The organism is Massilia sp. Masssp93 (assembly GCF_059491295.1).
Genome location: NZ_CP168502.1, coordinates 3,731,482 through 3,753,562, shown reverse-complemented (window position 1 = coordinate 3,753,562; position 22,081 = coordinate 3,731,482). Strand labels below are relative to the sequence as shown.

The 22,081-nt window shown below is 66.0% G+C and carries 19 protein-coding genes, 6 tRNA genes and 1 pseudogene; 20 read left to right on the top strand and 6 right to left on the bottom strand.

What is annotated here, in order from left to right; genetic code table 11:
- Positions 1–334 precede the first annotated feature (334 nt).
- The 16 genes and pseudogenes from lepA to ACEN9Q_RS15030 all read left to right on the top strand — a co-directional run bounded on the left by lepA (position 335) and on the right by ACEN9Q_RS15030 (position 10,844).
- On the top strand, positions 335–2,128 hold the full coding sequence (gene lepA / locus ACEN9Q_RS15105) for a translation elongation factor 4 (protein WP_495625156.1): 1,794 nt from the start codon (positions 335–337) through the stop codon (positions 2,126–2,128).
- 17 nt (positions 2,129–2,145) lie between these two features.
- The gene (lepB, locus tag ACEN9Q_RS15100) at positions 2,146–3,060 is read left to right on the top strand and encodes a signal peptidase I (RefSeq protein ID WP_056436109.1); all 915 of its coding nucleotides are present in this window, start codon (positions 2,146–2,148) and stop codon (positions 3,058–3,060) included.
- A gap of 19 nt (positions 3,061–3,079) precedes the next feature.
- Positions 3,080–3,487: a DUF4845 domain-containing protein gene (locus ACEN9Q_RS15095; protein WP_056436106.1), complete on the top strand. Its 408-nt coding sequence runs from the start codon at positions 3,080–3,082 to the stop codon at positions 3,485–3,487.
- A gap of 63 nt (positions 3,488–3,550) precedes the next feature.
- Entirely contained in the window at positions 3,551–4,261 is a 711-nt protein-coding gene (locus ACEN9Q_RS15090) for a ribonuclease III family protein (RefSeq protein ID WP_495625155.1), read from the top strand.
- Between the two features lie 350 nt (positions 4,262–4,611).
- A pseudogene (gene era, locus ACEN9Q_RS15085) lies at positions 4,612–5,283 on the top strand (GTPase Era); the annotation flags it as partial.
- A 21-nt stretch (positions 5,284–5,304) separates the two neighbouring features.
- Entirely contained in the window at positions 5,305–6,102 is a 798-nt protein-coding gene (gene recO / locus ACEN9Q_RS15080) for a DNA repair protein RecO (protein WP_495625154.1), read from the top strand.
- A 22-nt stretch (positions 6,103–6,124) separates the two neighbouring features.
- Positions 6,125–6,910: a pyridoxine 5'-phosphate synthase gene (gene pdxJ, locus ACEN9Q_RS15075; protein ID WP_495625153.1), complete on the top strand. Its 786-nt coding sequence runs from the start codon at positions 6,125–6,127 to the stop codon at positions 6,908–6,910.
- Positions 6,911–6,912: 2 nt separating this feature from the next.
- Positions 6,913–7,323, top strand: a complete 411-nt coding sequence (acpS, locus tag ACEN9Q_RS15070; protein WP_056436894.1) for a holo-ACP synthase — start codon at positions 6,913–6,915, stop codon at positions 7,321–7,323.
- Between the two features lie 143 nt (positions 7,324–7,466).
- Positions 7,467–9,335 carry an excinuclease ABC subunit UvrC gene (gene uvrC / locus ACEN9Q_RS15065; RefSeq protein WP_495628957.1) on the top strand — a complete coding sequence of 623 codons (1,869 nt, stop codon included), beginning with the start codon at positions 7,467–7,469 and terminating at the stop codon, positions 9,333–9,335.
- 124 nt (positions 9,336–9,459) lie between these two features.
- A complete protein-coding gene (gene pgsA, locus ACEN9Q_RS15060; RefSeq protein ID WP_056436094.1) occupies positions 9,460–10,044 on the top strand; it encodes a CDP-diacylglycerol--glycerol-3-phosphate 3-phosphatidyltransferase in 585 nt (194 codons plus the stop codon).
- 85 nt (positions 10,045–10,129) lie between these two features.
- Positions 10,130–10,205: transfer RNA gene (locus tag ACEN9Q_RS15055), tRNA-Gly, on the top strand.
- An 85-nt stretch (positions 10,206–10,290) separates the two neighbouring features.
- A tRNA-Gly gene (locus ACEN9Q_RS15050) sits at positions 10,291–10,366 on the top strand.
- Positions 10,367–10,412: 46 nt separating this feature from the next.
- A tRNA-Gly gene (locus ACEN9Q_RS15045) sits at positions 10,413–10,488 on the top strand.
- Positions 10,489–10,520: 32 nt separating this feature from the next.
- A tRNA-Gly gene (locus tag ACEN9Q_RS15040) sits at positions 10,521–10,596 on the top strand.
- Between the two features lie 25 nt (positions 10,597–10,621).
- Positions 10,622–10,697 (top strand) — tRNA-Gly (locus ACEN9Q_RS15035).
- A gap of 73 nt (positions 10,698–10,770) precedes the next feature.
- A tRNA-Cys gene (locus ACEN9Q_RS15030) sits at positions 10,771–10,844 on the top strand.
- An 84-nt stretch (positions 10,845–10,928) separates the two neighbouring features.
- On the opposite strand, the gene ACEN9Q_RS15025 is transcribed toward ACEN9Q_RS15030, so the two are convergent.
- A complete protein-coding gene (locus tag ACEN9Q_RS15025) occupies positions 10,929–11,894 on the bottom strand; it encodes a LysR substrate-binding domain-containing protein (protein ID WP_495625152.1) in 966 nt (321 codons plus the stop codon).
- A 102-nt stretch (positions 11,895–11,996) separates the two neighbouring features.
- On the opposite strand from ACEN9Q_RS15025, the gene ACEN9Q_RS15020 reads away from it, so the two are divergent.
- Positions 11,997–13,163, top strand: a complete 1,167-nt coding sequence (locus ACEN9Q_RS15020) for a mandelate racemase/muconate lactonizing enzyme family protein (protein ID WP_495625151.1) — start codon at positions 11,997–11,999, stop codon at positions 13,161–13,163.
- Between the two features lie 98 nt (positions 13,164–13,261).
- Here the strand turns inward: ACEN9Q_RS15020 and ACEN9Q_RS15015 are convergent, their stop codons facing one another.
- Genes ACEN9Q_RS15015 through ACEN9Q_RS15000 form a run of 4 tightly spaced genes read right to left on the bottom strand, consistent with a single transcriptional unit; the run spans position 13,262 to position 17,409 of the window.
- Complete coding sequence (locus ACEN9Q_RS15015; RefSeq protein ID WP_495625150.1) at positions 13,262–14,401, bottom strand: HupE/UreJ family protein; 1,140 nt, start codon at positions 14,399–14,401, stop codon at positions 13,262–13,264.
- Positions 14,398–15,624: a hypothetical protein gene (locus ACEN9Q_RS15010; RefSeq protein ID WP_495625149.1), complete on the bottom strand. Its 1,227-nt coding sequence runs from the start codon at positions 15,622–15,624 to the stop codon at positions 14,398–14,400. The genes ACEN9Q_RS15015 and ACEN9Q_RS15010 overlap by 4 nt, the downstream gene beginning before the upstream one ends.
- Entirely contained in the window at positions 15,621–15,878 is a 258-nt protein-coding gene (locus tag ACEN9Q_RS15005) for a hypothetical protein (RefSeq protein WP_495625148.1), read from the bottom strand. The genes ACEN9Q_RS15010 and ACEN9Q_RS15005 overlap by 4 nt, the downstream gene beginning before the upstream one ends.
- A 19-nt stretch (positions 15,879–15,897) precedes the next feature.
- On the bottom strand, positions 15,898–17,409 hold the full coding sequence (locus ACEN9Q_RS15000; RefSeq protein WP_495625147.1) for a DUF4331 domain-containing protein: 1,512 nt from the start codon (positions 17,407–17,409) through the stop codon (positions 15,898–15,900).
- A 417-nt stretch (positions 17,410–17,826) separates the two neighbouring features.
- Here ACEN9Q_RS15000 and ACEN9Q_RS14995 point away from each other — a divergent pair, with 417 nt between their 5' ends.
- The 3 genes from ACEN9Q_RS14995 to ACEN9Q_RS14985 all read left to right on the top strand — a co-directional run bounded on the left by ACEN9Q_RS14995 (position 17,827) and on the right by ACEN9Q_RS14985 (position 21,405).
- On the top strand, positions 17,827–19,005 hold the full coding sequence (locus ACEN9Q_RS14995; protein WP_495625146.1) for a glycoside hydrolase family 43 protein: 1,179 nt from the start codon (positions 17,827–17,829) through the stop codon (positions 19,003–19,005).
- Positions 18,989–20,020 carry a LacI family DNA-binding transcriptional regulator gene (locus ACEN9Q_RS14990; RefSeq protein ID WP_229412568.1) on the top strand — a complete coding sequence of 344 codons (1,032 nt, stop codon included), beginning with the start codon at positions 18,989–18,991 and terminating at the stop codon, positions 20,018–20,020. The genes ACEN9Q_RS14995 and ACEN9Q_RS14990 overlap by 17 nt, the downstream gene beginning before the upstream one ends.
- A 107-nt stretch (positions 20,021–20,127) precedes the next feature.
- Entirely contained in the window at positions 20,128–21,405 is a 1,278-nt protein-coding gene (locus ACEN9Q_RS14985) for a hypothetical protein (protein WP_056436074.1), read from the top strand.
- Between the two features lie 63 nt (positions 21,406–21,468).
- On the opposite strand, the gene ACEN9Q_RS14980 is transcribed toward ACEN9Q_RS14985, so the two are convergent.
- Positions 21,469–22,074, bottom strand: coding sequence for a ribosome-inactivating family protein (locus ACEN9Q_RS14980; protein WP_495625145.1), 606 nt, complete (start codon positions 22,072–22,074; stop codon positions 21,469–21,471).
- Between the last annotated feature and the right edge of the window lie 7 nt (positions 22,075–22,081).

Below are 22,081 nucleotides of genomic sequence, written 5' to 3'. Positions count from 1 at the left end.
AAATTAATTTCCGAGAGCCGTTGACAGCACGACAAGACCGCACGCGCGCCCTTGCGGCCCGTGTTTCGCACCGCATCGATCCGCGCCATCGTGCGGGTTCCCGGGAGGCGCCCCCCGGAAACCGGGCTTTCTGGCTCGAAATCCGGTAAAATGGGCAGCTTACGGGTGAACCTGCGGCGCTTGGGCGCCCGTTTCGCTCGATAAGGCGCTCGCCCGGGGAACGTCCCGTCCCCCAGACGCGGCGCTTTTTTCGTATTGCGCCGGCGGGCCCTCGGCTGTTATCCGTCCGCACCGGCCTGGCCGCGTGCCGCTCTTTTTGGTTTTGAGTTTGTTAATGAAAAACATACGTAACTTTTCCATCATCGCCCACATCGATCACGGTAAATCGACGCTGGCCGACCGCATCATCCAGCTGTGCGGCGGCTTGTCGGAACGTGAAATGGATGCGCAGGTCCTCGACTCGATGGACCTGGAGCGCGAGCGCGGCATCACCATCAAGGCGCAGACCGCGGCGCTGCAATACAAGGCGCGCGACGGCCAGACCTACAACCTGAACCTGATCGATACGCCGGGCCACGTCGACTTTTCCTACGAAGTCTCGCGCTCGCTGTCCGCCTGCGAAGGCGCGCTGCTGGTCGTCGACGCGTCGCAGGGCGTGGAAGCGCAGACCGTCGCCAACTGCTACACGGCGCTCGACCTGGGCGTGGAAGTCGTGCCGATCCTGAACAAGATCGACCTGCCGCACGCCGATCCGGACAACGCCAAGAAAGAAATCGAGGACGTGATCGGCATCGACGCGTCCGACGCCACCACCTGCTCGGCCAAGACCGGCCTCGGCGTGGAAGACGTGCTCGAGACCCTGATCGCCAAGGTCCCGCCGCCGGAAGGCGACCCGGACGCGCCGCTGCAGGCGCTGATCGTCGACTCCTGGTACGACTCCTACGTCGGCGTCGTCATGCTGGTGCGCGTGGTCAACGGCACGCTGCGCCCGAAGGACAAGATCCTGCTGATGGCGACGGACTCGGTGAACCTGGTCGAGAACATCGGCGTCTTTACGCCGCGCTCGGTCTCGCTGCCGGAACTGTCGGCCGGCCAGGTGGGCTTCGTCATCGCCGGCATCAAGGAACTGACCGCCGCCAAGGTGGGCGATACCGTGACCCTGGCCAACCGTCCGGCGCCGGCGCCGCTGCCGGGCTTCAAGGAAGTCCAGCCGCAGGTGTTCGCCGGCCTGTTCCCGGTGGAAGCGAACCAGTACGACGCGCTGCGCGACTCGCTGGAAAAGCTGAAGCTGAACGACGCCGCCCTGATGTACGAGCCGGAAGTGTCGCAGGCGCTGGGCTTCGGCTTCCGCTGCGGCTTCCTGGGCCTCTTGCACATGGAAATCGTGCAGGAGCGCCTGGAACGCGAATTCGACATGGACCTGATCACGACGGCGCCGACCGTGGTGTACGAGGTCGAGATGCGCGACGGTTCCATCGTCCGCGTCGACAATCCATCGAAGATGCCGGAGCCGTCCAAGATCAACGAGGTGCGCGAACCGATCGTCGACGTCAATCTCTACATGCCGCAGGAATACGTGGGCGCGGTGATGACCCTGTGTAACGGCAAGCGCGGCATCCAGATGGACATGGCCTACCACGGCCGCCAGGTCAAGCTGCACTACGAAATCCCGATGGCCGAGATCGTGCTGGACTTCTTCGACCGCCTGAAGTCGACGTCGCGCGGCTATGCCTCGATGGACTACGAGTTCAAGGAAAACCGCGCGGCCGACGTCGTCAAGGTCGACATGCTGATCAACAGCGAGAAGGTCGATGCGCTGGCGATCATCGTGCACCGCGCCAACGCGCCTTACCGCGGCCGCCAGGTGGCCGCGAAGATGCGCGAACTGATCCCGCGCCAGATGTTCGACGTGGCGATCCAGGCCGCGATCGGCGCGACGATCATCTCGCGCGAGAACGTCAAGGCGCTGCGCAAGAACGTGCTGGCCAAGTGCTACGGCGGCGACGTCAGCCGCAAGAAGAAGCTGCTGGAAAAGCAAAAGGCCGGCAAGAAGCGCATGAAGCAGGTCGGCTCCGTGGAGATTCCGCAAGAGGCCTTCCTGGCCATCCTCCAAGTGGAAGAAAAGTAAGGAAAGAATAACAAGCGATGAACCTGCAACCGATCCTTGGCAACTTTGCCTTAATCCTGTTCGTGGCCATGGTCGTCACGGGCGTCATCTGGTGCCTGGACGTGTTCGTGCTGGCCAAGCAACGCCGCGCGAAAGCGGATGCGGCCCTGGCCGAGTACGACGCGCGCCTCGCCAAGCTGACCGCCGACGGCATCAAGCTGGACAACGGCAACCGCGCCGTGCTGGAAGCGTCGATCCTGCGCCAGCCGACGTGGGTCGAGTATTCCGGCAGCTTCTTCCCCGTGATCGCGCTCGTGTTCGTGCTGCGGTCCTTCCTGTTCGAGCCGTTCAAGATCCCGTCGTCGTCGATGGTGCCGACCCTGCTCGTGGGCGACCTGATCCTCGTGAACAAGTTCGACTACGGCATCCGCCTCCCGGTGATCAACAAGAAGATCGTCCAGATCGGCAACCCGCAGCGGGGCGACGTCATGGTGTTCAAGTACCCCAAGGATCCGAGCCAGGACTACATCAAGCGCGTGATCGGCGTGCCGGGTGATAAAATCACTTACGAGAACAAGCGCCTGACCGTCAACGGCCAGCCGGTCGAGTACCAGCCGCTGGACGATTACCTGGACGACGAGCGCCCGGTTTACCACAAGCAGTTCCTGGAAAAGCTGCCGGCCGCGCCGCACCGCATCCTGAACATGGACGGTGCGCGCACGATCAACCTGAGTGCCGTGGAAGAGTTCCCGCATCACGAAAATTGCACCTATTCCTACGATGGATTTACCTGTATCGTACCGGAGGGCAATTATTTCATGATGGGCGATAACCGCGACAACAGCGCAGACAGCCGCTACTGGGGCTTCGTGCCGGACAAGAACATCGTCGGCAAGGCTGTGTTTGTTTGGATGAACTTCGGCAACCTGAAGCGCATCGGCGGTATCCACTGAGCCGGACGCGGAGGGTGAGATGAAGAGCAGCAAGCAGTATCGGATCGGCGCGGAGAGCGGTGTGTCGCTGTCCGGCCTGATCGTCGTGTTGATCGTGCTGGGCGCGCTGGCGCTGGTGGCCATCAAGGTGGCCCCGGCGTTCTTCGAGTACCGGGCCGTGAAGGATTCGATCGTCAAGGCGAAGGCGGAAGCCGGCAGCGGTACGGTGCGCGACATCCAGCAAGCCTTCGACAAGAATGCCGGCGTCAACGACGTCGACGCCATCTCCGGGCACGACCTGGTGATCACGCGCGACGGCGGCGATACCGAAATCAGCTTTTCCTACGAGAAGCGGATCCCGCTGACGGGCAACGTCAGCCTGCTGCTCGACTTTGCCGGCACCACGGACCCGAGCGGCGTCGTCGCCGCCAAGGCCGATACGAAGTAACACAGCCGGGAGGGCGCGCGATGGGATCGGCGCGCGGCGCCGGCCCATTAGATTGGTACGACAATGAATCTTCAGTTATTGCAAACCCGCCTAGGCTATACGTTCCGGGACCCCGGCCTGCTGCAACAGGCGCTGACCCACCGTAGCCACAGCAGTGTGCATAACGAGCGCCTCGAATTCCTGGGCGACTCGATCCTGAACTGCGTCGTCGCCTCGATCCTGTACGACCGCTTCAACAACCTGGCGGAAGGCGACCTGTCGCGCCTGCGCGCCAACCTCGTCAAGCAGCAGTCGCTGTTCGAGATCGCCCAGAAGCTGGAACTGTCGCAATTCCTGCGCCTGGGCGAGGGCGAGCTGAAATCCGGCGGCTTCCGCCGGCCGTCGATCCTGGCCATCCAGCAGCCTGCAGTATCTTCCTCAGCAACACAGCCACAACAAATAAAAAATAGAAAAAAAAAAAAAAAAAAAAACAACACAAAACCAAAAAAAAAAAAAAAAAAAAAAAAAAAAAAAAAAAAAAAAAAAAAAAAAAAAAAAAAAAAAAGACTCTGTTCACCTCGTTCATCGACCCACGCACACATGGCAGTCTCAGACCCTGTTGCAGGGAGCTGCAGGCAGATCTCACCTGGCATACAGCATGGTCTGCACAGCCTGCACAGCCAATTCAGATCCGTCCCCTCAGCCCCAGCTCAGCATCAAGTCATTCAGCCTGGCAGCCCTTGCATAACAGGCAGGCACAGCACTCTAACTAAGGCTGTCCAGCAGCTCATTTGAAGAGCCCATCCAGCACTGATCACATTTATTCATGGCCAGCTGGCAGGATCTTCTCCTGGGCTGTTGGCTGTGACAGCGTGAGGCTCCTGTCCTGTGGCTCCATCTGGCCAGAAGTCAGGAAGCACTTGGCATGGTTTGACCTCCCCAGCAGCTGCAGAAGGCTGCCTTGGAGGCCTGCTACCTTCCCATCATATCATCAGCCGTCCATTCATCAGCCAGTCAGCATCTTGAGCATTGTGATCAGCTTAAGGTGTGATCACGTGTTCAGCTGACGACATACCTCTGATGGGACCACTGACAGCCTTGGTCTGTATCCCGTCAATTACTTGAGTTCAATTCCTACATGAACGCTGAACAAGACGCTGAACAAGACCGTGTCGAACACGCTGACGGCATCCGACGTGATCCTGTTCCTCGTCGAGGCCGGCACGTTCGGCCCGGCCGACCAGCAAGTGCTCGACCTGTTGCCGAAGAACGTGCCCGTCATCCTCGTCATCAACAAGTCCGACCGCATGAAGGACAAGGCCGAGCTGATGCCGTTCGCGGCCAAGGTGGCCGGCCTGCGCGATTTCACGGCGGTCGTGCCGGTGTCCGCGAAGCTGCGCTTCCAGGTCGACGCGCTGGAAGGCGAGATCAAGCGCCACCTGCCGGAAAATGCGCCGATCTTCGGCCCGGACGACATCACCGACCGCAGCGAGAAATTCCTCGCGGCCGAGATCGTGCGCGAAAAAGTGTTCCGCCTGCTGGGTGACGAGCTGCCGTACACGAGCACCGTGCTGATCGAGCAATTCCAGCAGGAAGGCAATCTGCGCCGCGTGTTCGCCGCCATCCTCGTCGAGCGCGACACGCACAAGTCCATGATCATCGGTAACAAGGGCGCGCGCCTGAAAGAGATCTCCACGCAGTCCCGCCTCGACATGGAAAAACTGTTCGGCGGTCCGGTCTACCTGGAGATCTGGGTCAAGGTGAAATCCGGCTGGGCCGACAACGAAGCGGGCCTGCGCGCTTACGGCTACGAGTGAAGCCGGGGTAAGATAGCCCGCATGCCCAGCCGCGACGACGAACTCATCGACAACGACCAGGACGCGCATTCCCCGGCGACGGTGAGCAAGCGTCGCGCGCCCGTGCGCGAAAGCCGCGTCAACGGCCAGCCGGGGTTCGTGCTGCACAGCTATCCGTACAAGGAAACGAGCCTCATCGTCGACATGTTCACGCGCGACCACGGCCGCATCGGCGTCGTGGCGAAGGGCGCGAAACGGCCGACGTCGAAACTGCGCGGCGTGCTGCAGACCTTTCAGCCGCTGTCCGTGTCGTTTTCCGGCAAGTCCGAGCTGCGCACGCTGATCGACGCCGAATGGGTCGGCGGCATGCTGCCGCTGGAAAAAGCGGCGCTGCTGTGCGGCTTCTATCTCAATGAATTGCTGGTGAAACTGCTGGCGCGCGACGATCCGCATCCGGCGCTGTTCAACCATTACGTCTCGACCCTCAACGAACTGGCGCACGGCGAACCGGCCCCGATCGCCTTGCGAAAATTCGAACGGGCCCTGCTTAAAGAGACCGGCGTCGCCGCCGACCTCACGCGCTGCACGACGACGCGCGCGGCCGTCGAGCCGGACGGCCTGTACGTCGTCGATCCCGAGCGCGGCGCGCGCACGGCGGCGGCCGTGGAATCGTGGCCGATCGTGTCCGGCAAGACGCTGGTCGACATGGAACGCGAACACTACGCCGACCCGCAGACGCAGGCGCAGAGCAAACAGCTGATGCGCTTCCTGCTGGCCTATCACCTGGGCGGCGCGCCGCTGAACACGCGCCAGATTTTGATCGACCTGATGCAGCTTTGACAAAGAATACGAGAATACGACCATGAGCTTCCTGCAACCCGCCGGCCAGGTGATCGACCTGGGCGTGAACATCGACCACATCGCCACCGTCCGCAATGCGCGCGGCACCGTCTATCCCGACCCGCTGCGCGCCGCGCTGATCGCCGAGCAGGCGGGCGCCGACCTGATCACCCTGCACCTGCGCGAAGACCGCCGCCACATCAAGGACGCCGACGTCCTCGCCATCCGCCCGCAGCTGGCGACGCGCATGAACCTGGAAGCGGCCGTCACGCAGGAGATGATCGACTTCGCCTGCAAGGTGAAGCCGCAGGACGTGTGCCTCGTGCCCGAGCGCCGCGAGGAAGTGACGACGGAGGGCGGCCTGGACGTCATCCGCTACCAGAAAGAGGTGGAAGCCGCGGTGCGCCAGCTGCAAGGCGAGGGCATCCGCGTCTCGCTGTTCATCGATGCGGACGACGCGCAGATCGCCGCCGCCGCGCAGGTGGGCGCCACCGTCATCGAACTGCACACGGGCCGCTACGCCGAGGCCGGCAACGCCGCCGAACTGGCGCGCGAACTGGAACGCATCAAGCTGGGCGTGCGCGCCGGCGTGAAGCACGGCCTGCGCGTGAACGCCGGCCACGGCCTGCACTACACCAACGTGCAGCCGATTGCGGCGATTCCCGGGATCCACGAACTGAACATCGGCCATGCGATCGTCGCGCACGCGCTGTTCGCGGGTTTCGAAAACGCCGTGCGCGAGATGAAGGCGATCATGGTCGCCGCGCGCCTGGGCGTGTCCTACGCCGCGCATGGAGCCGGGCAGTGACGATCTACGGGATCGGCACGGACATCGTCCAGATCTCGCGCGTCGAGGCGGCCCTCGCGCGCAGCGGGCCACGCTTCGCCGAAAAAATCCTCGGCCCCGAGGAACTCGTCAAATACCACGCCCGCCGCGCCAAGAACGAGGTGCGGGGGCTGCGCTTCCTGGCCACGCGGTTCTCGGCCAAGGAGGCGTTCTCGAAAGCGATCGGCCTGGGCATGCGCATGCCCATGACGTGGCGCTCGGCCCAGATGCTCAACGCGCCCAGCGGCAAGCCGGTGATCGTGTGCAGCGGGGCGCTCGACGAATTCATGCGGACGCACCGCCTCACGGCCCAGGTGACGATCAGCGACGAGGCCGACTACGGCGTCGCGTTCGTGATCGTCACCCAGGCCCCGGAAGGAGCGTCCGCGACGTAGCAGGTGCAGCGGAAGTGAAAGACGAAGTCGTAGTACCGGCCAGGCCGAAGACGCCGCGGCGCACGCCGCGGCCGGCCCCGCCGAACATGCCGCGCGCCCGCCCGGACGCGTGGCAAGCCATGAAAGAGGAATTGATCGCGACGATGACGAAGGATGCGGAATCTCCCGTGCGCCCCAGCGAGGAAGCGCGCGAACAAGTCCTGGCGACGGTGGCCAGGCTGCCCGACCTGCCGGGCGTCTATCGCTATTTCGACGGCGAGGACAAGGTCCTGTACGTGGGCAAGGCGCGCAACCTCAAGAAGCGCGTGTCGAGCTATTTCCAGAAGACGTTGTCGAGCCCGCGCATCGCGATGATGGTGTCGCAGATCGCGCGCCTCGAGACGACGGTGACGCACAGCGAGGCCGAGGCCCTGATCCTGGAAAACAACCTGATCAAGAGCCTCAAGCCGCGCTACAACATCCTGTTCCGCGACGACAAATCGTACCCGTACCTGAAACTTACGGGCGGCGCCTTTCCGCGCATGGCCTATTATCGCGGCGCGCTGGACAAGAAGAACCAGTACTTCGGACCGTTCCCCAGCGCATGGGCCGTCAAGGAATCCATGCAGCTGCTGCAAAAGGTGTTCATGCTGCGCACGTGCGAGGACAGCGTCTTCGCCAATCGCACGCGGCCGTGCCTGCTGCACCAGATCGGGCGCTGCAGCGGCCCGTGCGTGGAGCTGATCGCGCCCGAGGACTACCAGCGCGACGTCGACAACGCGGCGAAATTCCTGCGCGGGCGCCAGACCGAGGTGCTGGAAGAACTCGAGAAGAAGATGCTCGCCTATGCCGAGGACCTGAAATTCGAGCAGGCGGCCAGCGTGCGCAACCAGATCCAGGCGCTGTCGCGCGTGCTGCACCAGCAGAGCATGGAGACGACGGGCGACGCCGACGTCGACATCATCGCCGTCGTCGTGCAGGGCGGCCGCGCCTGCGTCAACCTGGCGATGGTGCGCGGCGGCCGCCATCTCGGCGACCGCGCCTACTTCCCGACGCAGGTGGGCGAGGCGATGGATGAATGTCCCATCGAAGTGGAGGTGCTGGCCGCATTCCTGGCCCAGCACTACGGCGACAAGTTCGTGCCGGGCACGTTCATCCTCAACATCGAGTTCGACCAGCCCGAGCTGATGATGGCGCTGACGGAGCAGTGCGGCCACCGCATCAACCTCGTGTTCCAGCCGCAGGGCCAGCGCCGCCAGTGGCTGGAGCTGGCGCAGAAGGGCGCGGAGATCTCGCTGGCCCGGCTGCTGTCCGAACAGGGTTCGCAGCAGTCGCGCACGCGCGCGCTGGCCGACGTGCTCGGCCTGGACAGCGAGGATCTCGACGCGCTGCGCATCGAATGCTTCGACATCAGCCATACGGCCGGCGAAGCGACCCAGGCGTCGTGCGTCGTGTTCCACCACCACCAGATGCAGAACGGCGAATACCGGCGCTACAACATCACCGGCATCACGCCGGGCGACGACTACGCCGCCATGCGCCAGGTCTTGATGCGGCGCTACGAAAAGGTGGCGAACGGCGACGGCGTGATGCCAGACATCGCGCTGATCGACGGCGGCCGTGGGCAGGTCGAGATGGCGCGCCAGGTGTTCACGGAACTGGGGCTGGACATCGCGTCCATCGTCGGCGTGGCGAAAGGGGAGGGGCGCCGCGTCGGCCTGGAGACGCTGATCTTCGCGGACGGCCGCGGCCCGCAGGAACTGGGCAAGGAATCGGCCGCGCTGATGCTCGTGGCGATGATCCGCGACGAGGCGCACCGCTTCGCCATCACGGGCATGCGTGCCAAACGCGCCAAGACGCGCCAGGCGTCGCGCCTGGAAGAGATCGAGGGCATCGGCGCCAAACGCCGCCAGAAGCTCCTGGCGCGCTTTGGCGGGCTGCGCGGCGTGGTCGATGCGAGCGTCGAGGACCTGATGTCGGTGGACGGGATTTCGAGCACGCTGGCCGAGGAAATCTATCGCCAGCTGCACTGAACGTCACACTCGTTTGTATTGACCGGGGCGCGCCACGGCTGGGCTCAACTGGTTTAAACGGCAAGAGCCATGTAGACTAGCGCGCACGAAACTCAACAAGTCCAGCACCGATCAGCCTCACCCCATGCCTTTCAATATTCCGATTCTCCTGACCTGGCTACGCGTCGCACTGATTCCGCTGGTCGTCGGTGTCTACTACCTCCCCGATCACTGGCTGCACGTGGCCGACCGCAACCTCGCCTCCACGCTGGTGTTCATCGTCGCCGCGATCACCGACTGGTTCGATGGTTACCTGGCCCGGCGCTGGAACGAGACGTCGGCCTTCGGCGCCTTCCTCGATCCCGTGGCGGACAAGCTGATGGTGGCGGGTGCGCTGCTCGTGCTGGTGCAGCTGGACCGCGTGAGCGCCATCATCGCCTTCATCATCATCGGCCGCGAGATCACGATTTCGGCGCTGCGCGAATGGATGGCCGAGATCGGGGCGCGCAAGTCGGTCGCGGTGAGCTCGCTCGGCAAGATCAAGACGGCCGCGCAGATGGTCGCCATCCCCATGCTGCTGTTCCACGACCCGCTGTTCGACGGCACGCTCGATATCCACCGCTGCGGCGAACTGCTGCTGTGGGTCGCGGCCGTGCTGACGGTCTGGTCGATGTTTTATTACCTGCGCCGCGCCTGGCCGCTCATCAAGGAAAAGTCCGGCGCCGTATAGCTTTACGACATTCATCCTTGACACATAGCTCAGCATCTCTATAATGCCTGCCTGTTGCGAACGACATCGCGGCAAACGGAACGAAGCGGGAGTAGCTCAGTTGGTAGAGCGCAACCTTGCCAAGGTTGAGGTCGAGAGTTCGAGACTCTTCTCCCGCTCCAGAGTTTGCAGGTGATTGATGGTCGTAACGAAAAGGTTGTCTTGGAAATCAGTAAAAAATCTGAGATAATCGCAAGTTCCAGCGACGCGGGAGTAGCTCAGTTGGTAGAGCGCAACCTTGCCAAGGTTGAGGTCGAGAGTTCGAGACTCTTCTCCCGCTCCACTCATCGGCAGATGATGCTGGGGCAGCAGTACAAGTAAGACTCCATGCGGGAGTAGCTCAGTTGGTAGAGCGCAACCTTGCCAAGGTTGAGGTCGAGAGTTCGAGACTCTTCTCCCGCTCCAGTGTTTTACGGCAGTGCGTGATGAACTCCTAAGCGGGAGTAGCTCAGTTGGTAGAGCGCAACCTTGCCAAGGTTGAGGTCGAGAGTTCGAGACTCTTCTCCCGCTCCAGCGATTCACGAAACGTAGTACCGATGCGGGAGTAGCTCAGTTGGTAGAGCGCAACCTTGCCAAGGTTGAGGTCGAGAGTTCGAGACTCTTCTCCCGCTCCAGTTACAGAGAAGCCAGCCTTCTCGTGTCGTTGCGACAGCTAACCGGTCGCTTCGATAGTCAAAGTCTTCCTCCGGCGAGGTAGCAAAGCGGTTATGCAGCGGCCTGCAAAGCCGTGTAGATGGGTTCGACTCCCATCCTCGCCTCCATCCCATCTCCAGATTTGCGCTCCCGTGCTGGCCAGTATCAGGTCGAGTCACAAGTCGCTGGACCGTGCCGCTTCGCGTGCCCACTCACCTGAACCTTGTGCCGGTGCGGCCGGCAACAGGCCGGGCGCCCTGATGATCCTGCGGCTCCCGCAGGTGCTCGACGAGAAAGTCGATGAACGCCCGTGCGCGGATCGTCTGATTGCGCTTGCTGGGATAATAGACAAACAGGTCTGCGGCAGGCAGGTCGAACTCGGGCAGCACGATTTTCAGCCGTCCGCTGTCGAGGTATTTCGCAAGGTCCCATTCCGATCGGATCAGGATACCGTGGCCATCCAGCGCCCAGCCGAGCACGATGTCGCCGTCGTTACTCGACAGCATGCCGTGCACCTTGACCACTTCGCTATGGTCGTGGTGCATGAAGCGCCAGATGCCATAGGCGTCGTCGTTCTGCCGGTGGATGATGCAGCGATGGTTGGCGAGGTCCGCCAGGTTCATCGGCGTGCCATGGCGCTCCAGGTAGCCTGGAGAGGCGCACAGGAAGCGCCGGTTCGACATGATCTTGCGGGCATTGAGCCGTTTGTCCGGTAAGGCGCCAAACCGGATCGCCAGGTCGAAGCCGCTCTCGACGAGGTCGATGGGCTTGTCGGTGACTTCCATCTGGACTTCCACTTCCGGATAGCGCGCACCGAACGCGGACACCAGCGGTGCGATCGTCGTGCGCCCGAAACCCAGGGTCGCGTTCACACGCAGCAATCCACGCGGCGTGGACCGCGCTTGCGCCACCGCGTCCTCCATTTCCGTGATGTCGGCCAGGATGCGCGTCGCATGCTGCAGATAGGTCTCGCCTTCAGTTGTCAGGCTGAGCGTGCGCGTGGTCCGGTTGAGGAGCCGGACACCCAGCCGGCTCTCGAGCGTGGCCAGCCGCTTGGTGGCCGCCGGCGGCGTCAGGTCGATGGCCCGCGCCGCCGCAGCAAGACTGCCGTGCTTGGCCACGAGCACGAAAAACTGCATGTCGGAGGTCGGATCATTCTTCACTTGAACGCATTTCATAATTGAATCCGGGAGAATTATAGGCGCTTCCAGGCACCTTAATCTACGGTTTTCCGACACCTGATCGCATCCACGACATGCGATTGTCCTCAGGAGACTCCCGTGAGAATCGTAGAAATCCGTGAAAAGACCGTTCCCATCAGCTCGCCGATCCGGAACGCATACATCGACTTCAGCAAGATGACGCTGAGCCTTGTCGCCGTGGTCACCGACGTGATCCGCGACGGCAAGCCGGTCATCGGCTACGGCTTCAACTCGAACGGCCGCTACGGCCAGGGCAAGCTGATGCGCGAGCGCTTCATCCCCCGCATCCTGGAAGCCGACCCGGCTTCGCTGGTCGACGACGCCGGCACCAACCTCGATCCGCACAAGATCTGGAACTGCATGTTCACCAACGAGAAGCCGGGAGGCCACGGCGAGCGTTCGGTGGCCATCGGCACCATCGACATGGCCGTGTGGGATGCGGTCGCCAAGATCGAAGGCAAGCCGCTGTTCCAGCTGCTGGCCGACCGCTACGGTAACGGCAAGCCGGACCGCAAGATCTTCGTGTACGCAGCCGGTGGTTACTATTACCCGGGCCAGGACCACGACAAGCTGAAGGATGAAATGCGCAGCTACATCGACCGCGGTTACACGGTCGTGAAGAAGAAGATCGGCGGCGCGTCGCTGGACGAAGACCTGCGCCGGATCGACAGCATCCTGTCGGTGCTGAAAGATGGCCAGAAGCTGGCGGTGGACGCCAACGGCCGCTTCGACCTCGATACCGCGATCGAGTACGCAAAAGCGCTGTCGCAGTACGACCTGTTCTGGTACGAGGAACCGGGCGACCCGCTCGACTTCGAACTGCAGGCGACCCTGCGCAACTACTACAAGAACCCGATGGCGACCGGCGAGGACCTGTTCTCGATGCAGGACGCGCGCAACCTGATCCGCTACGGCGGCATGCGCGCCGACCGCGACTGGCTGCAGTTCGACTGCGCGCTGTCGTACGGCCTGGTCGAGTACCTGCGCACCCTCGACATGCTGCGCGAGCACGGCTGGTCGCCGAGCCGCTGCATCCCGCACGGCGGCCACCAGATGTCGCTGAACATCGCGGCCGGCCTGGGCCTGGGCGGCAACGAGTCCTACCCCGACCTGTTCCAGCCGTACGGCGGCTTCCCGGACGGCGTCAGGGTCGACGACGGCCACATCACGATGCCGGACCTGCCGGGTATCGGCTTCGAAGGCAAGGCCGACCTGTACGCCGAGATGCGGAAGCTGTCGGCGTAGTCGTCGCGTGACCATCGGTGGCCGGCAAAAGACGCGCTGTCGACGCCATTCGATCGGCAGGGCAGCGGCCATCGCCGGTTGACACCCCGGCATCAAGCCTACACCGGCAGCAGCTTCAGGTCGAACAAGCGCTCCCCCAGCCACACGGCGGCCACCAGCATGATCATCCCCGACCCGCCCACCAGGACGACGCGCCGGTAGAACCAGGTGCTGCGCATCAGGTAGGCGAGGGGGAGGAACGCGGCGACGATCGCCAGCTGGCCGATCTCGACGCCCAGGTTGAAGCCGACCAGGGACGCCGCCAGCGCCCCCGGCTGCAGCCCGAGGTCGGCCAGGACGCTGGCGAAGCCGAAGCCGTGCACGAGGCCGAACAGGAAGGCCGCGGCCCAGCGCCGCCCGCGTGCGACGGGCAGCACGTTGTTCAGCGCCGCCAGCAGCACCGACAGGGCGATCGCCGACTCGACCCAGCGCGAGGGCAGCGCCACGATGCCCAAGGCGGCGAGGCTCAGCGTGATCGAGTGCGCGACGGTGAACGCCGTCACGATCTTCAGCACGTCGGTCAACGCCGCGCGCATGCCGCACACGGCGCGCCAGCCGCGCCCGTCGCGCACCAGCACCGCCGGCAGCAGCAGCGACACCAGGAACAGGATATGGTCGTAGCCGACCCAGATGTGCACGATGCCGTGCCGGACGTAGGCCAGGAAACCGCTGGCCGCGCCGCCCGCGCCCTCGTCGACCGTGGCGCGCGGATGGTCGCTGCCGAGCACCAGGGTGCGTACGCTGTCGCCGTCGCGCACGCTGGCCAGGCCCTTGTGCTGCGGGTCGACGTCGGCGAACAGGCGATATTCGACCGTGAGCGGACCGGCCCGCGGGCAACGGGCGGCGAAGGCCAGCACCGTGTAGGTGCCGTCCGTGTGGGTGTCGACCAGCTGCGTGCCCGGCACGAGTGCGCAGGCGGCGCCGCCGCGCGCCAGGTGCAGGCGCGCCAGCGCGTACGCGGCGATCGCGGCGTGGCGGTTGCGGACTTCGTCCCAGGTCAGCTGGCCGTCGTTGTCGGCGTCGAGGCCGATGGCGTAGTCCAGGTCGCGCAGCGCGATGTCCCACTCGCCGCGCACGTCGGCACCGGCCTTTTCCGTCGTCAGGCGCAGGTAGGCGTCGCTCGGCTTGTGCGCGGCGGCGGGCAGCGACCACGCCGCGCCGGCGAGGAAGATGCAAAACAGGACCCACAGGCGTTTCATGCCTTGCCTCCGCGCCGGTTGGACTGCGGGTTGAATTGCGTGTCGAACTGCGCGGCGAGGCGCGCGAGCCGGACGTCTTCCACGCGCGCGCTGCGCATCCAGTCGAGTACCGGACGGGCGCTCGCGGCGTCATGGGCGGCGAGCGCCGCCTCCAGCAGGATGCGGGCGTCGGCCGTCTCCTTCTGCACGCCCCAGTTGCGCCGCGCGATCGCCAGCGCGCGGCTGGTGTCGCCGCGCAGGGCCAGCTCGAAGCGGGCCTGCTCGCGCAGGTGGACGCCGTCGCCGCGCCGTTCGCCCGCGTCGAAGCGCGCCGCCAGCTCCGCCAGTTCGGGTGCCAGGTCGCGTGCGCGGCCGGCCCCGCGCAGTGCGAGCGCGTGGCGCAGCAGCAGGCCGTCCACGCGCGCGTGCGGCGCCAGCAGCGTGGCCGCCTCGGCATGACGGCCGGCGTCCAGCAGGAAGTCGGCATAGGCGCCCAGCAGATAGGTGTCGCGCGGCGCCTCGCGCAGCGCGGCGCCGAAGCGCGCGTCGGCGATGGCCGCGGCACCGCGGCGCTGCGCCATTTCGGCCAGCATCGTGAGCACCCAGGCGTCGACGGCGGGCGCCTCCACGCCGGCGCCGGCGCGCGCGCGCACCGCCGCGAGCAGGCGTTCGCTGGCCGCCAGCCGCCCGTTCACGGCCCCCACGTTGGCGATGCAGGCCGTGGTCACCAGTTCGTCGGCGAGGCTGGACAGGCGCGCGCAGCTCCGCGTGGCCGCGGCGTAGTCGGCGCGCACGGTTTCGATGGTGGCGCGGGTCAGCCAGGCCTGGGCGTTGTCCGGCTGCCGGGCCGTCAATCCCGCGAGGTCGGCCAGCGCCTCGGGAAACCGGTGTTCGCTCTGCAGCAGCGTGGCGCGCAGCAGGCGCACTGGCGGCGGCGGCGCGGCCAGGCGCCACCACGGTCCCAGCGCGGCTTGCGCATAGCCGTAGTAGCGCGGGTCGGCTTCGCGCCGCCCGGCTTCGATGTAGCGGCGTGCGACGTCGACCGCGCGCGCCTGGTCGCGCGGCGCTTCCCGCAGGCGCGCGCGCAGCGCACGCAGTTCGCGCTGCTGCGGGTCGGCGCGCCAGGGCAGGACCTCGAGCACCTCGGCGCCGCTGGCCGGCAGGCGCGGGGCGGCGGCGGCCCCGGCGCCGGCGCAGGCCAGCAGCGCCGCAGCCAGGGTGCGGATGGCGGCGCCGGGCTTCATTGCACCGCCTGCGGCTCGGTGTCGTCGGGCATGGCCGGCGCCGCGTCGTCGAGCGCCGCCGGTTCGGCGTCGTCCGGCGCGCCCGCGACCAGGCTGGCGACCTGGACCGTGAACTTGTCCGCGGCCGGCGTGCCGCCACCGGACGCGGGCGGCGGCGGCAGCGGGGACATGGCGGCGCCGTCGTCGTGGTCGCTGCCGCCGCACGCGGCCAGCAGCCCGCCGGCCAGCATCATGCATGGCAAGAGTTTCCTCATGATCGTCTCCTTCGCGGGCTTATTGTTGCGGCGAACCCGGCAGCGGGGTCTTCAGGTACGGGAAGCCGTTCGTGAAGAAGCTGTCGTCCAGGTACGCGCCATCGGTGAAATGCAGGCCGCCGGCCGGCGCATCGGACGGGGCGCAACCCAGGTTCAGCGTGCACAGCTTGCCCATCACGACGCGCAGCGCGATGTCGACCACGTCATCGCCCGGACGGCGTCCGTTCGGGAAGCCGGCGTTGTCGCCGTCGATCACGCCCAGGCGTTTCTGCGAACCCATCGCGGCCGGGGCAATCGACGTGTTCAGGCGCAGCATCTCGGCCGGCGTCACCTTGATGGGCTGGTTCAGGCCCTTCACCCCGGTCAGGAACGCGGTCACGAGGTCGTTGCGCGGGAAGTTGGTCGGGGCCTTGGCACCGGCATTCCCGTACAGGATCTCGACCAGGGCGGGCAAGGTCGGATTCGTGACGTAGTCGGCAAACTGGGCATCGTTCATCGGCTTGCTGGCATTGAAGCGGTCCTTGTCCTTCAGGCCGATCACGACTTCGTTCACGAGCGGCATGCCCAGGCGCGACACCTGGGTCCAGGCGCCGCCTTCCTTCGACGCGCCGGCGCCGGCCGGGACCGGATTCAGCAGGCGCGCCTGGCGCATGCTGGCCGTGGTCCAGCCGCCGATCACCGGGTCGCCGCCGGCCATGAGGCAGGCGGCGGCGACTTCGAGCTCGATGCTGGTCACGTTCTTGTCGGCCAGGTCATCCTTCGCCGCCTTTTCGGCGTTGGCCGCGAACTCGGTGGCCGGCGCCTTGATGTTGATGAGGTCGAAAGTCTCGCCCAGGTTCACGACGAACGGGTCCTTGCGCTGGCCGACGAACATGCGCGCCGGCGTCGAGCAGCCGGGCACGTTGACCGTGTAGACGTGCCTGGCCGCGTAGGCCGCGTAGTTCGGGATCGACTTGTTGCCGATGTTGTCGAGGGGTTTGTCGAAGGCCGCGCCGCCGCCGGTCGCATTGGTCACCGGACTGCGCTGTCCGGTACGGCGGTCGCCGCGCACCACGTTGACGGTATAGGTCTCGCGCACGTTGGCGCCGGGCGCGTTCGGGTCGGCGATGGCGCCGCCGTTGATCACGAGCGGGATCGACACCTTCTTGCCGCCGACGGTCAACTGGGCATCCTTGTTCGCGTTCTGGAACCTGAACTGGAAGGTGATGTCTTCCCTGGCGTCGCCGTTATTGTCGATGTGGATCTCGTACAGCGCGTCCGGGTCCATCATGAAGTAGTTCGGGCCGCCATACGCATCCTGCAGCGGCACGTAGTTCGCGATCAGCGTCACGAAGCCCGCGCGGCCCGGTTCGTAACTGCGGAACATGTAGAAGTCGGTGGCGTCGACTTTCGGCTGCCTGGTGATGAACGGTGCTTCCCGGTGGCTGGACGCCTGCACGGGCACCTGGATCGCGGCGCCGGCACAGATGGCCGCCACCAATACGCGCAGCGTGACGCCGCCGGCGGTTTTTGATATCTTTTCTTGCAACATGATTCCCCCTCTGCCTGGTCAAGGTTGATGATTGAGCACGAATGCATTCCTTATACGGAGCCGGGAGGCGGGTGGATTCAGGGTTTCGAAAAAATAGTCGGCGTGTCGCGCGAACCGGCGCGTTGATGTTGCAGTCGGGCAATTTGTGCCGCGGCGTTTGCGTCCGCGCGATATGTCGGCCAGCGCGACCGCGGACGGGACCACGTGGGAAGAGTCGTTGCGACATGGGAAGTCCGCGCCTGCGGCCCATGCCCGCCACAAAAATGATAAACGGTATTGGCCATTTTAAGAATTGGGTCCGACCTATAATCGAGGCGGTTTGTTATCGATATCTAAAACGGCGGCCGGCATCCGCGCACACCGCGGAGCAACGCATCGGACGTATAACGAGGCCATGCGTATTACTTGGAGAAGAAGATGAATCGGAAACACAGCATCGGGCCGCGCATGGCGATCGTCGCCATGGCCTCGGTCCTCCTGTGCATGGCGGCCCATGCGCGGGCGGCGGATGCGTTCCGGCCGGGCGAGCTCTGGCCCGACGACGAGGGCGTGCACATCAATGCGCACGGCGGCGGCATTCTCGAAGACCGGGGCGTGTATTACTGGTTCGGCGAGCACAAGGTCGCGGGCGAGGCCGGCAACCGCGCCCAGGTCGGCGTGCACGTGTACAGTTCGCGCAACCTGACCGACTGGCATGACGAAGGCATCGCGCTGGCAGTGAGCAGCGATCCGGCCAGCGACATCGCCAGGGGCGCGATCATCGAACGGCCGAAGGTGGTCCGCAACGCGAAGACCGGCAAGTTCGTGATGTGGTTCCACCTCGAACTCAAGGGACAGCGCTACGATGCGGCGCGCGCGGGCGTCGCCGTGGCCGACCGCGCGGCCGGACCGTATGTCTACCAGGGTTCGTTCCGCCCGGACGCCGGCGCCTGGCCGGTGGACGTGGCGCCGGCGGACAAGGATCCCGCGGCGTCCTTCCTCGCGCGCGACCACGCCGGCGGCCAGATGGCGCGCGACATGACGTTGTTCGTGGACGACGACGGCAGCGCCTACGACATCTACGCGTCCGAGGAAAACCATACGATGCACGTGTCGCGCCTGAGCGGGGACTACCTGCGCAGCAGCGGGCAGTATGCGCGCGTGGTGCCCGGCGGCGACGACGAGGCGCCGGCCATGTTCAGGCATGGCGGCAGGTACTACCTCGTGACGTCGGGCCTGTCGGGCTGGAAGCCGAACGCGGCCAGGTCGTACGTGGCGGACAACGTCTTCGGTCCGTGGCAGGCGCTCGGGAATCCCGTGCGCGGCACGCCGGCGCAGCGCAACACCACGTTCGGCGGCCAGTCGACCTATGCACTGACGTTGCATCGCAACGGCTGCGCGCGGCACATCCTGATGTTCGACGTCTGGCGCCCGAAGGACGCCATCGATGGCCGCTACGTGTGGCTGCCCGTGGAATGGGAGGGCGACCGGCCCGTCGTGCGCTGGCGCGACAGCTGGACGCTGGACGACCTGGACAAGCTGCCGTGCGACGGCCCCGGCGACGGGCATCCCGGGCAGCGCTCCGCACAACGAGCGAATCGTGGCGACGGCGCCTGACGCACGCGCGACGGTATGGGACGTCGCGCAACGGGCCGGGGTGTCGGCGATGACGGTTTCGCGCGTCATCAACGGCACGCCCACCGTCAGCGCCGGGAACCGTGAAAAAGTCATGCGCGCCATCGAGGAGCTGCATTATCGGGTCAACGTGGCGGCGCGCGCCGCGCGCATCGGCACCTTGCGCGTGGGCCTCCTGTACAGCAACCCCAGCGAGGCCTTCCTCAGCGCCTTTCTCGTCGGCGCGCTGGGCGAGTGCGGACGCAGCGGCGCCCACCTGATCCTGGAGAACTGCGGTGACCTGCGCGGCCAGCGCGTCGCCATCGACCGCCTGATCGCGAACGGCGCCGACGGCATCCTCGTGCCGCCGCCCCTGTGCGACTCGAAGGCGGCGATGCGGCAGCTGTCGGCGCTTGGCATGCCCACGCTGGCCGTGGCGACGGCCCGGCCGTCGCCGCGGATGTCGGCCGTGCGCATCGACGACTACGAAGGCGCGCGGACGCTGACGAACTACCTGCTGTCGCTGGGCCACGTGGACATCGGCTTCATCAAGGGCGACCCCGAGCACACGCCGGCCCAGCTGCGTTACCAGGCCTTCATCGACACCATGCGCCACGCCGGCCACGAGGTCCGGGCCGAACGCATCGCCCAGGGCATGTTCACCTACCGTTCCGGGCTGCTGGCGGCGCGCGAGCTGCTGGCGCGGCCGACCCGTCCCACCGCCATCTTCGCCAGCAACGACGACATGGCGGCGGCCGTGGTCGCCGTCGCGCACGGCATGCGCCTGCATGTCCCGGGCGACGTCGCCGTCTGCGGCTTCGACGACACGCCCCTCGCCACCGCCGTGTGGCCGGAACTGACCACCATCCGCCAGCCGATCACCGACATGGCGCGCGGCGCCGTCGCGCTGCTGATCGAGCACATCCGCTCGCAGCGCCGGGGCCGCGCCTGCGCGCCGCGGCACCGGCTGATGCCGTATGCGCTGGTCGTGCGCGACTCCACCGCCGGGACCGGGTGACCGCACCGCCGCGCGACGCGGCCGTCAGGTTTCGACAGGCCGCATCGCCGCCCGCTGCGGACAATGAAACGGCAATTCCCCGCTGTTTCATTGACCAAGGAGGCAATATGGCATTCGTACACCAGCAAGGTATCCTGGACAGCAAGAGCAGTCCGCACGCCGACGGCGACGTCATCATGGCGGCCGCGATCGTGGGCCACGCCTACACGCGCCTGTCGAAGAACCTGAACTGCTCGTTCGAGACGGAGGCGCCGCTGAACATTCCGCCGCAGCGCATCCAGGAGACGCCGGAAATCAGGAAGCTCGCCGCGGTCGTCGGCGCCATCAACCTGGCGCTGCAGAACGCCGGCGCCGATTTCGGCAAGCCCACGGGCCGCAAGGTGGAAGCGCGGATCACGCCGACCTACGACAAGAACGGCAACGTGCGCATCATCGGCGGCAGCGGCGACCTGCCGCCCGACTCGCCGCTGCGCTACGACCCGCCGGCGCCGGCCACGCAGGCGGCGAAGGACCTGCTGGCGCTGGCGCTGCGCCAGCTGACGCCGAACGGTGCCGACCGGCCGCTGGAGATCGGCTACCAGGGCGCCGGCGCGTACACCGGCTTCGTCGACGGCCGGGCCGGCGGGCAGTCGAACCTGTTCTGCACGTATCGGCACGTGATCCCGAACGATCCGGCGTCGCGGCGCTGGGTCCCGAGCGCGCCGGTGGACGGCGTCGCCGTCGGCAAGGACGCGAAGCAGAAGATCTGGGGCATGATCGGGACCAACGAGTTCCAGGCGACGCTCGCGGCGCAGGGCATGTACTTCCAGGACGCGGACAAGCGGCGCAACCCGGTCGCGCTGGACGGGAATGCGCTGGTCGGCTACACGCACGGCATGATCCAGGCCATCTACGACGTCAAGATGCACGAGATCGCGGCGCCCGGCCAGCCGGCGGGCAAGCCGTACGAGATCGCCGTCGGCCAGGTCGACGGCCCGCCGCCCGCGAAGACGACCAAGCTGGCCTCGTGCATCTGCTGCGCCGTGTTCATGGAGGCCACCGGCTTCCCGGCGTCATGCACGCACCTGGGCCGGGCCGATTGCTGGGCGCCGCTGTATCCCGAGAGCCCGACCGGCGGCGCGCCGGACATGGCGACGGCGCAGAACAAGGCCCGCGCGACGGCCAACAGCGCGTGGGCCACGTACTGCGCCACGATCATCAAGGCCGGCATCCCGCTGATCGAAAAGAACCTCGTCGGCGACGATCACAAGTCCAGCTTCGACAAGCTGAAGGCTTACGTGAGCGGGCGCCAGCCGATGGACTTCGCCAACCTGATCCTCGACGCGGTGACGCTCGGCCAGAACGAGACCGAGCGCCTGGGCCGCACGCTCAGGCCCGCCGCGTAGCGCGCACTTCGACCGGAATCGTGACGACGACCCGCTGCCGGCATGCCGGCAGCGGGTTTTGTGTCAGCGGGGGAGCGGGCGTTGGTGCCAGGGCGAGACGTCGCCCGTGCCGAGCGCGTGACCGTCCCAGGCGCGCAGGGTGACGTGGTTGGGGCGGAAGCTGCCGTCCATGACGAGGACGGCGTTGACGCCGGCCGCCACGCTGTCGAAGCGCAGGGCTTCGCTGACGACGATGATCAGGCGCGCCAGGCTGTCGCGCAATGCCTGGTCGAGCGGGCGGCCGGCGTAGGCGGCGAGGGCGGCGACGTCGTGGCCCAGGTCGGCGTTGGTCAGGGCAGGCAGTTCGTGCGGATGACCGAGGCCGGCGTAGGTGCCGGTGCAGCCGCCCGGGATCAGCGCGTCCGGCAGGCTGGCCACGCCCGGGACGTGGAAATGCCAGGCGCCGTGCTCGTTGCGCCAGCCCAGCACGCACAGCGAGGCCGCGGGGCGCGGCCGCGCGGCGTCCGGTTCGTGCGCCAGGTTCAGGTAGACGTCGACATGGCCGGCGCTGGCCGGATGGGTGATCGTGACGGGCAGGATGGTCGTGCGCGGCCCGTTGGCCTCGACGAGACGGCGCAGCGTGTTCAGGTCGGCCAGGTAGGCGCCGCCGCGGCGCAGACGGATGGACATGGTGGAA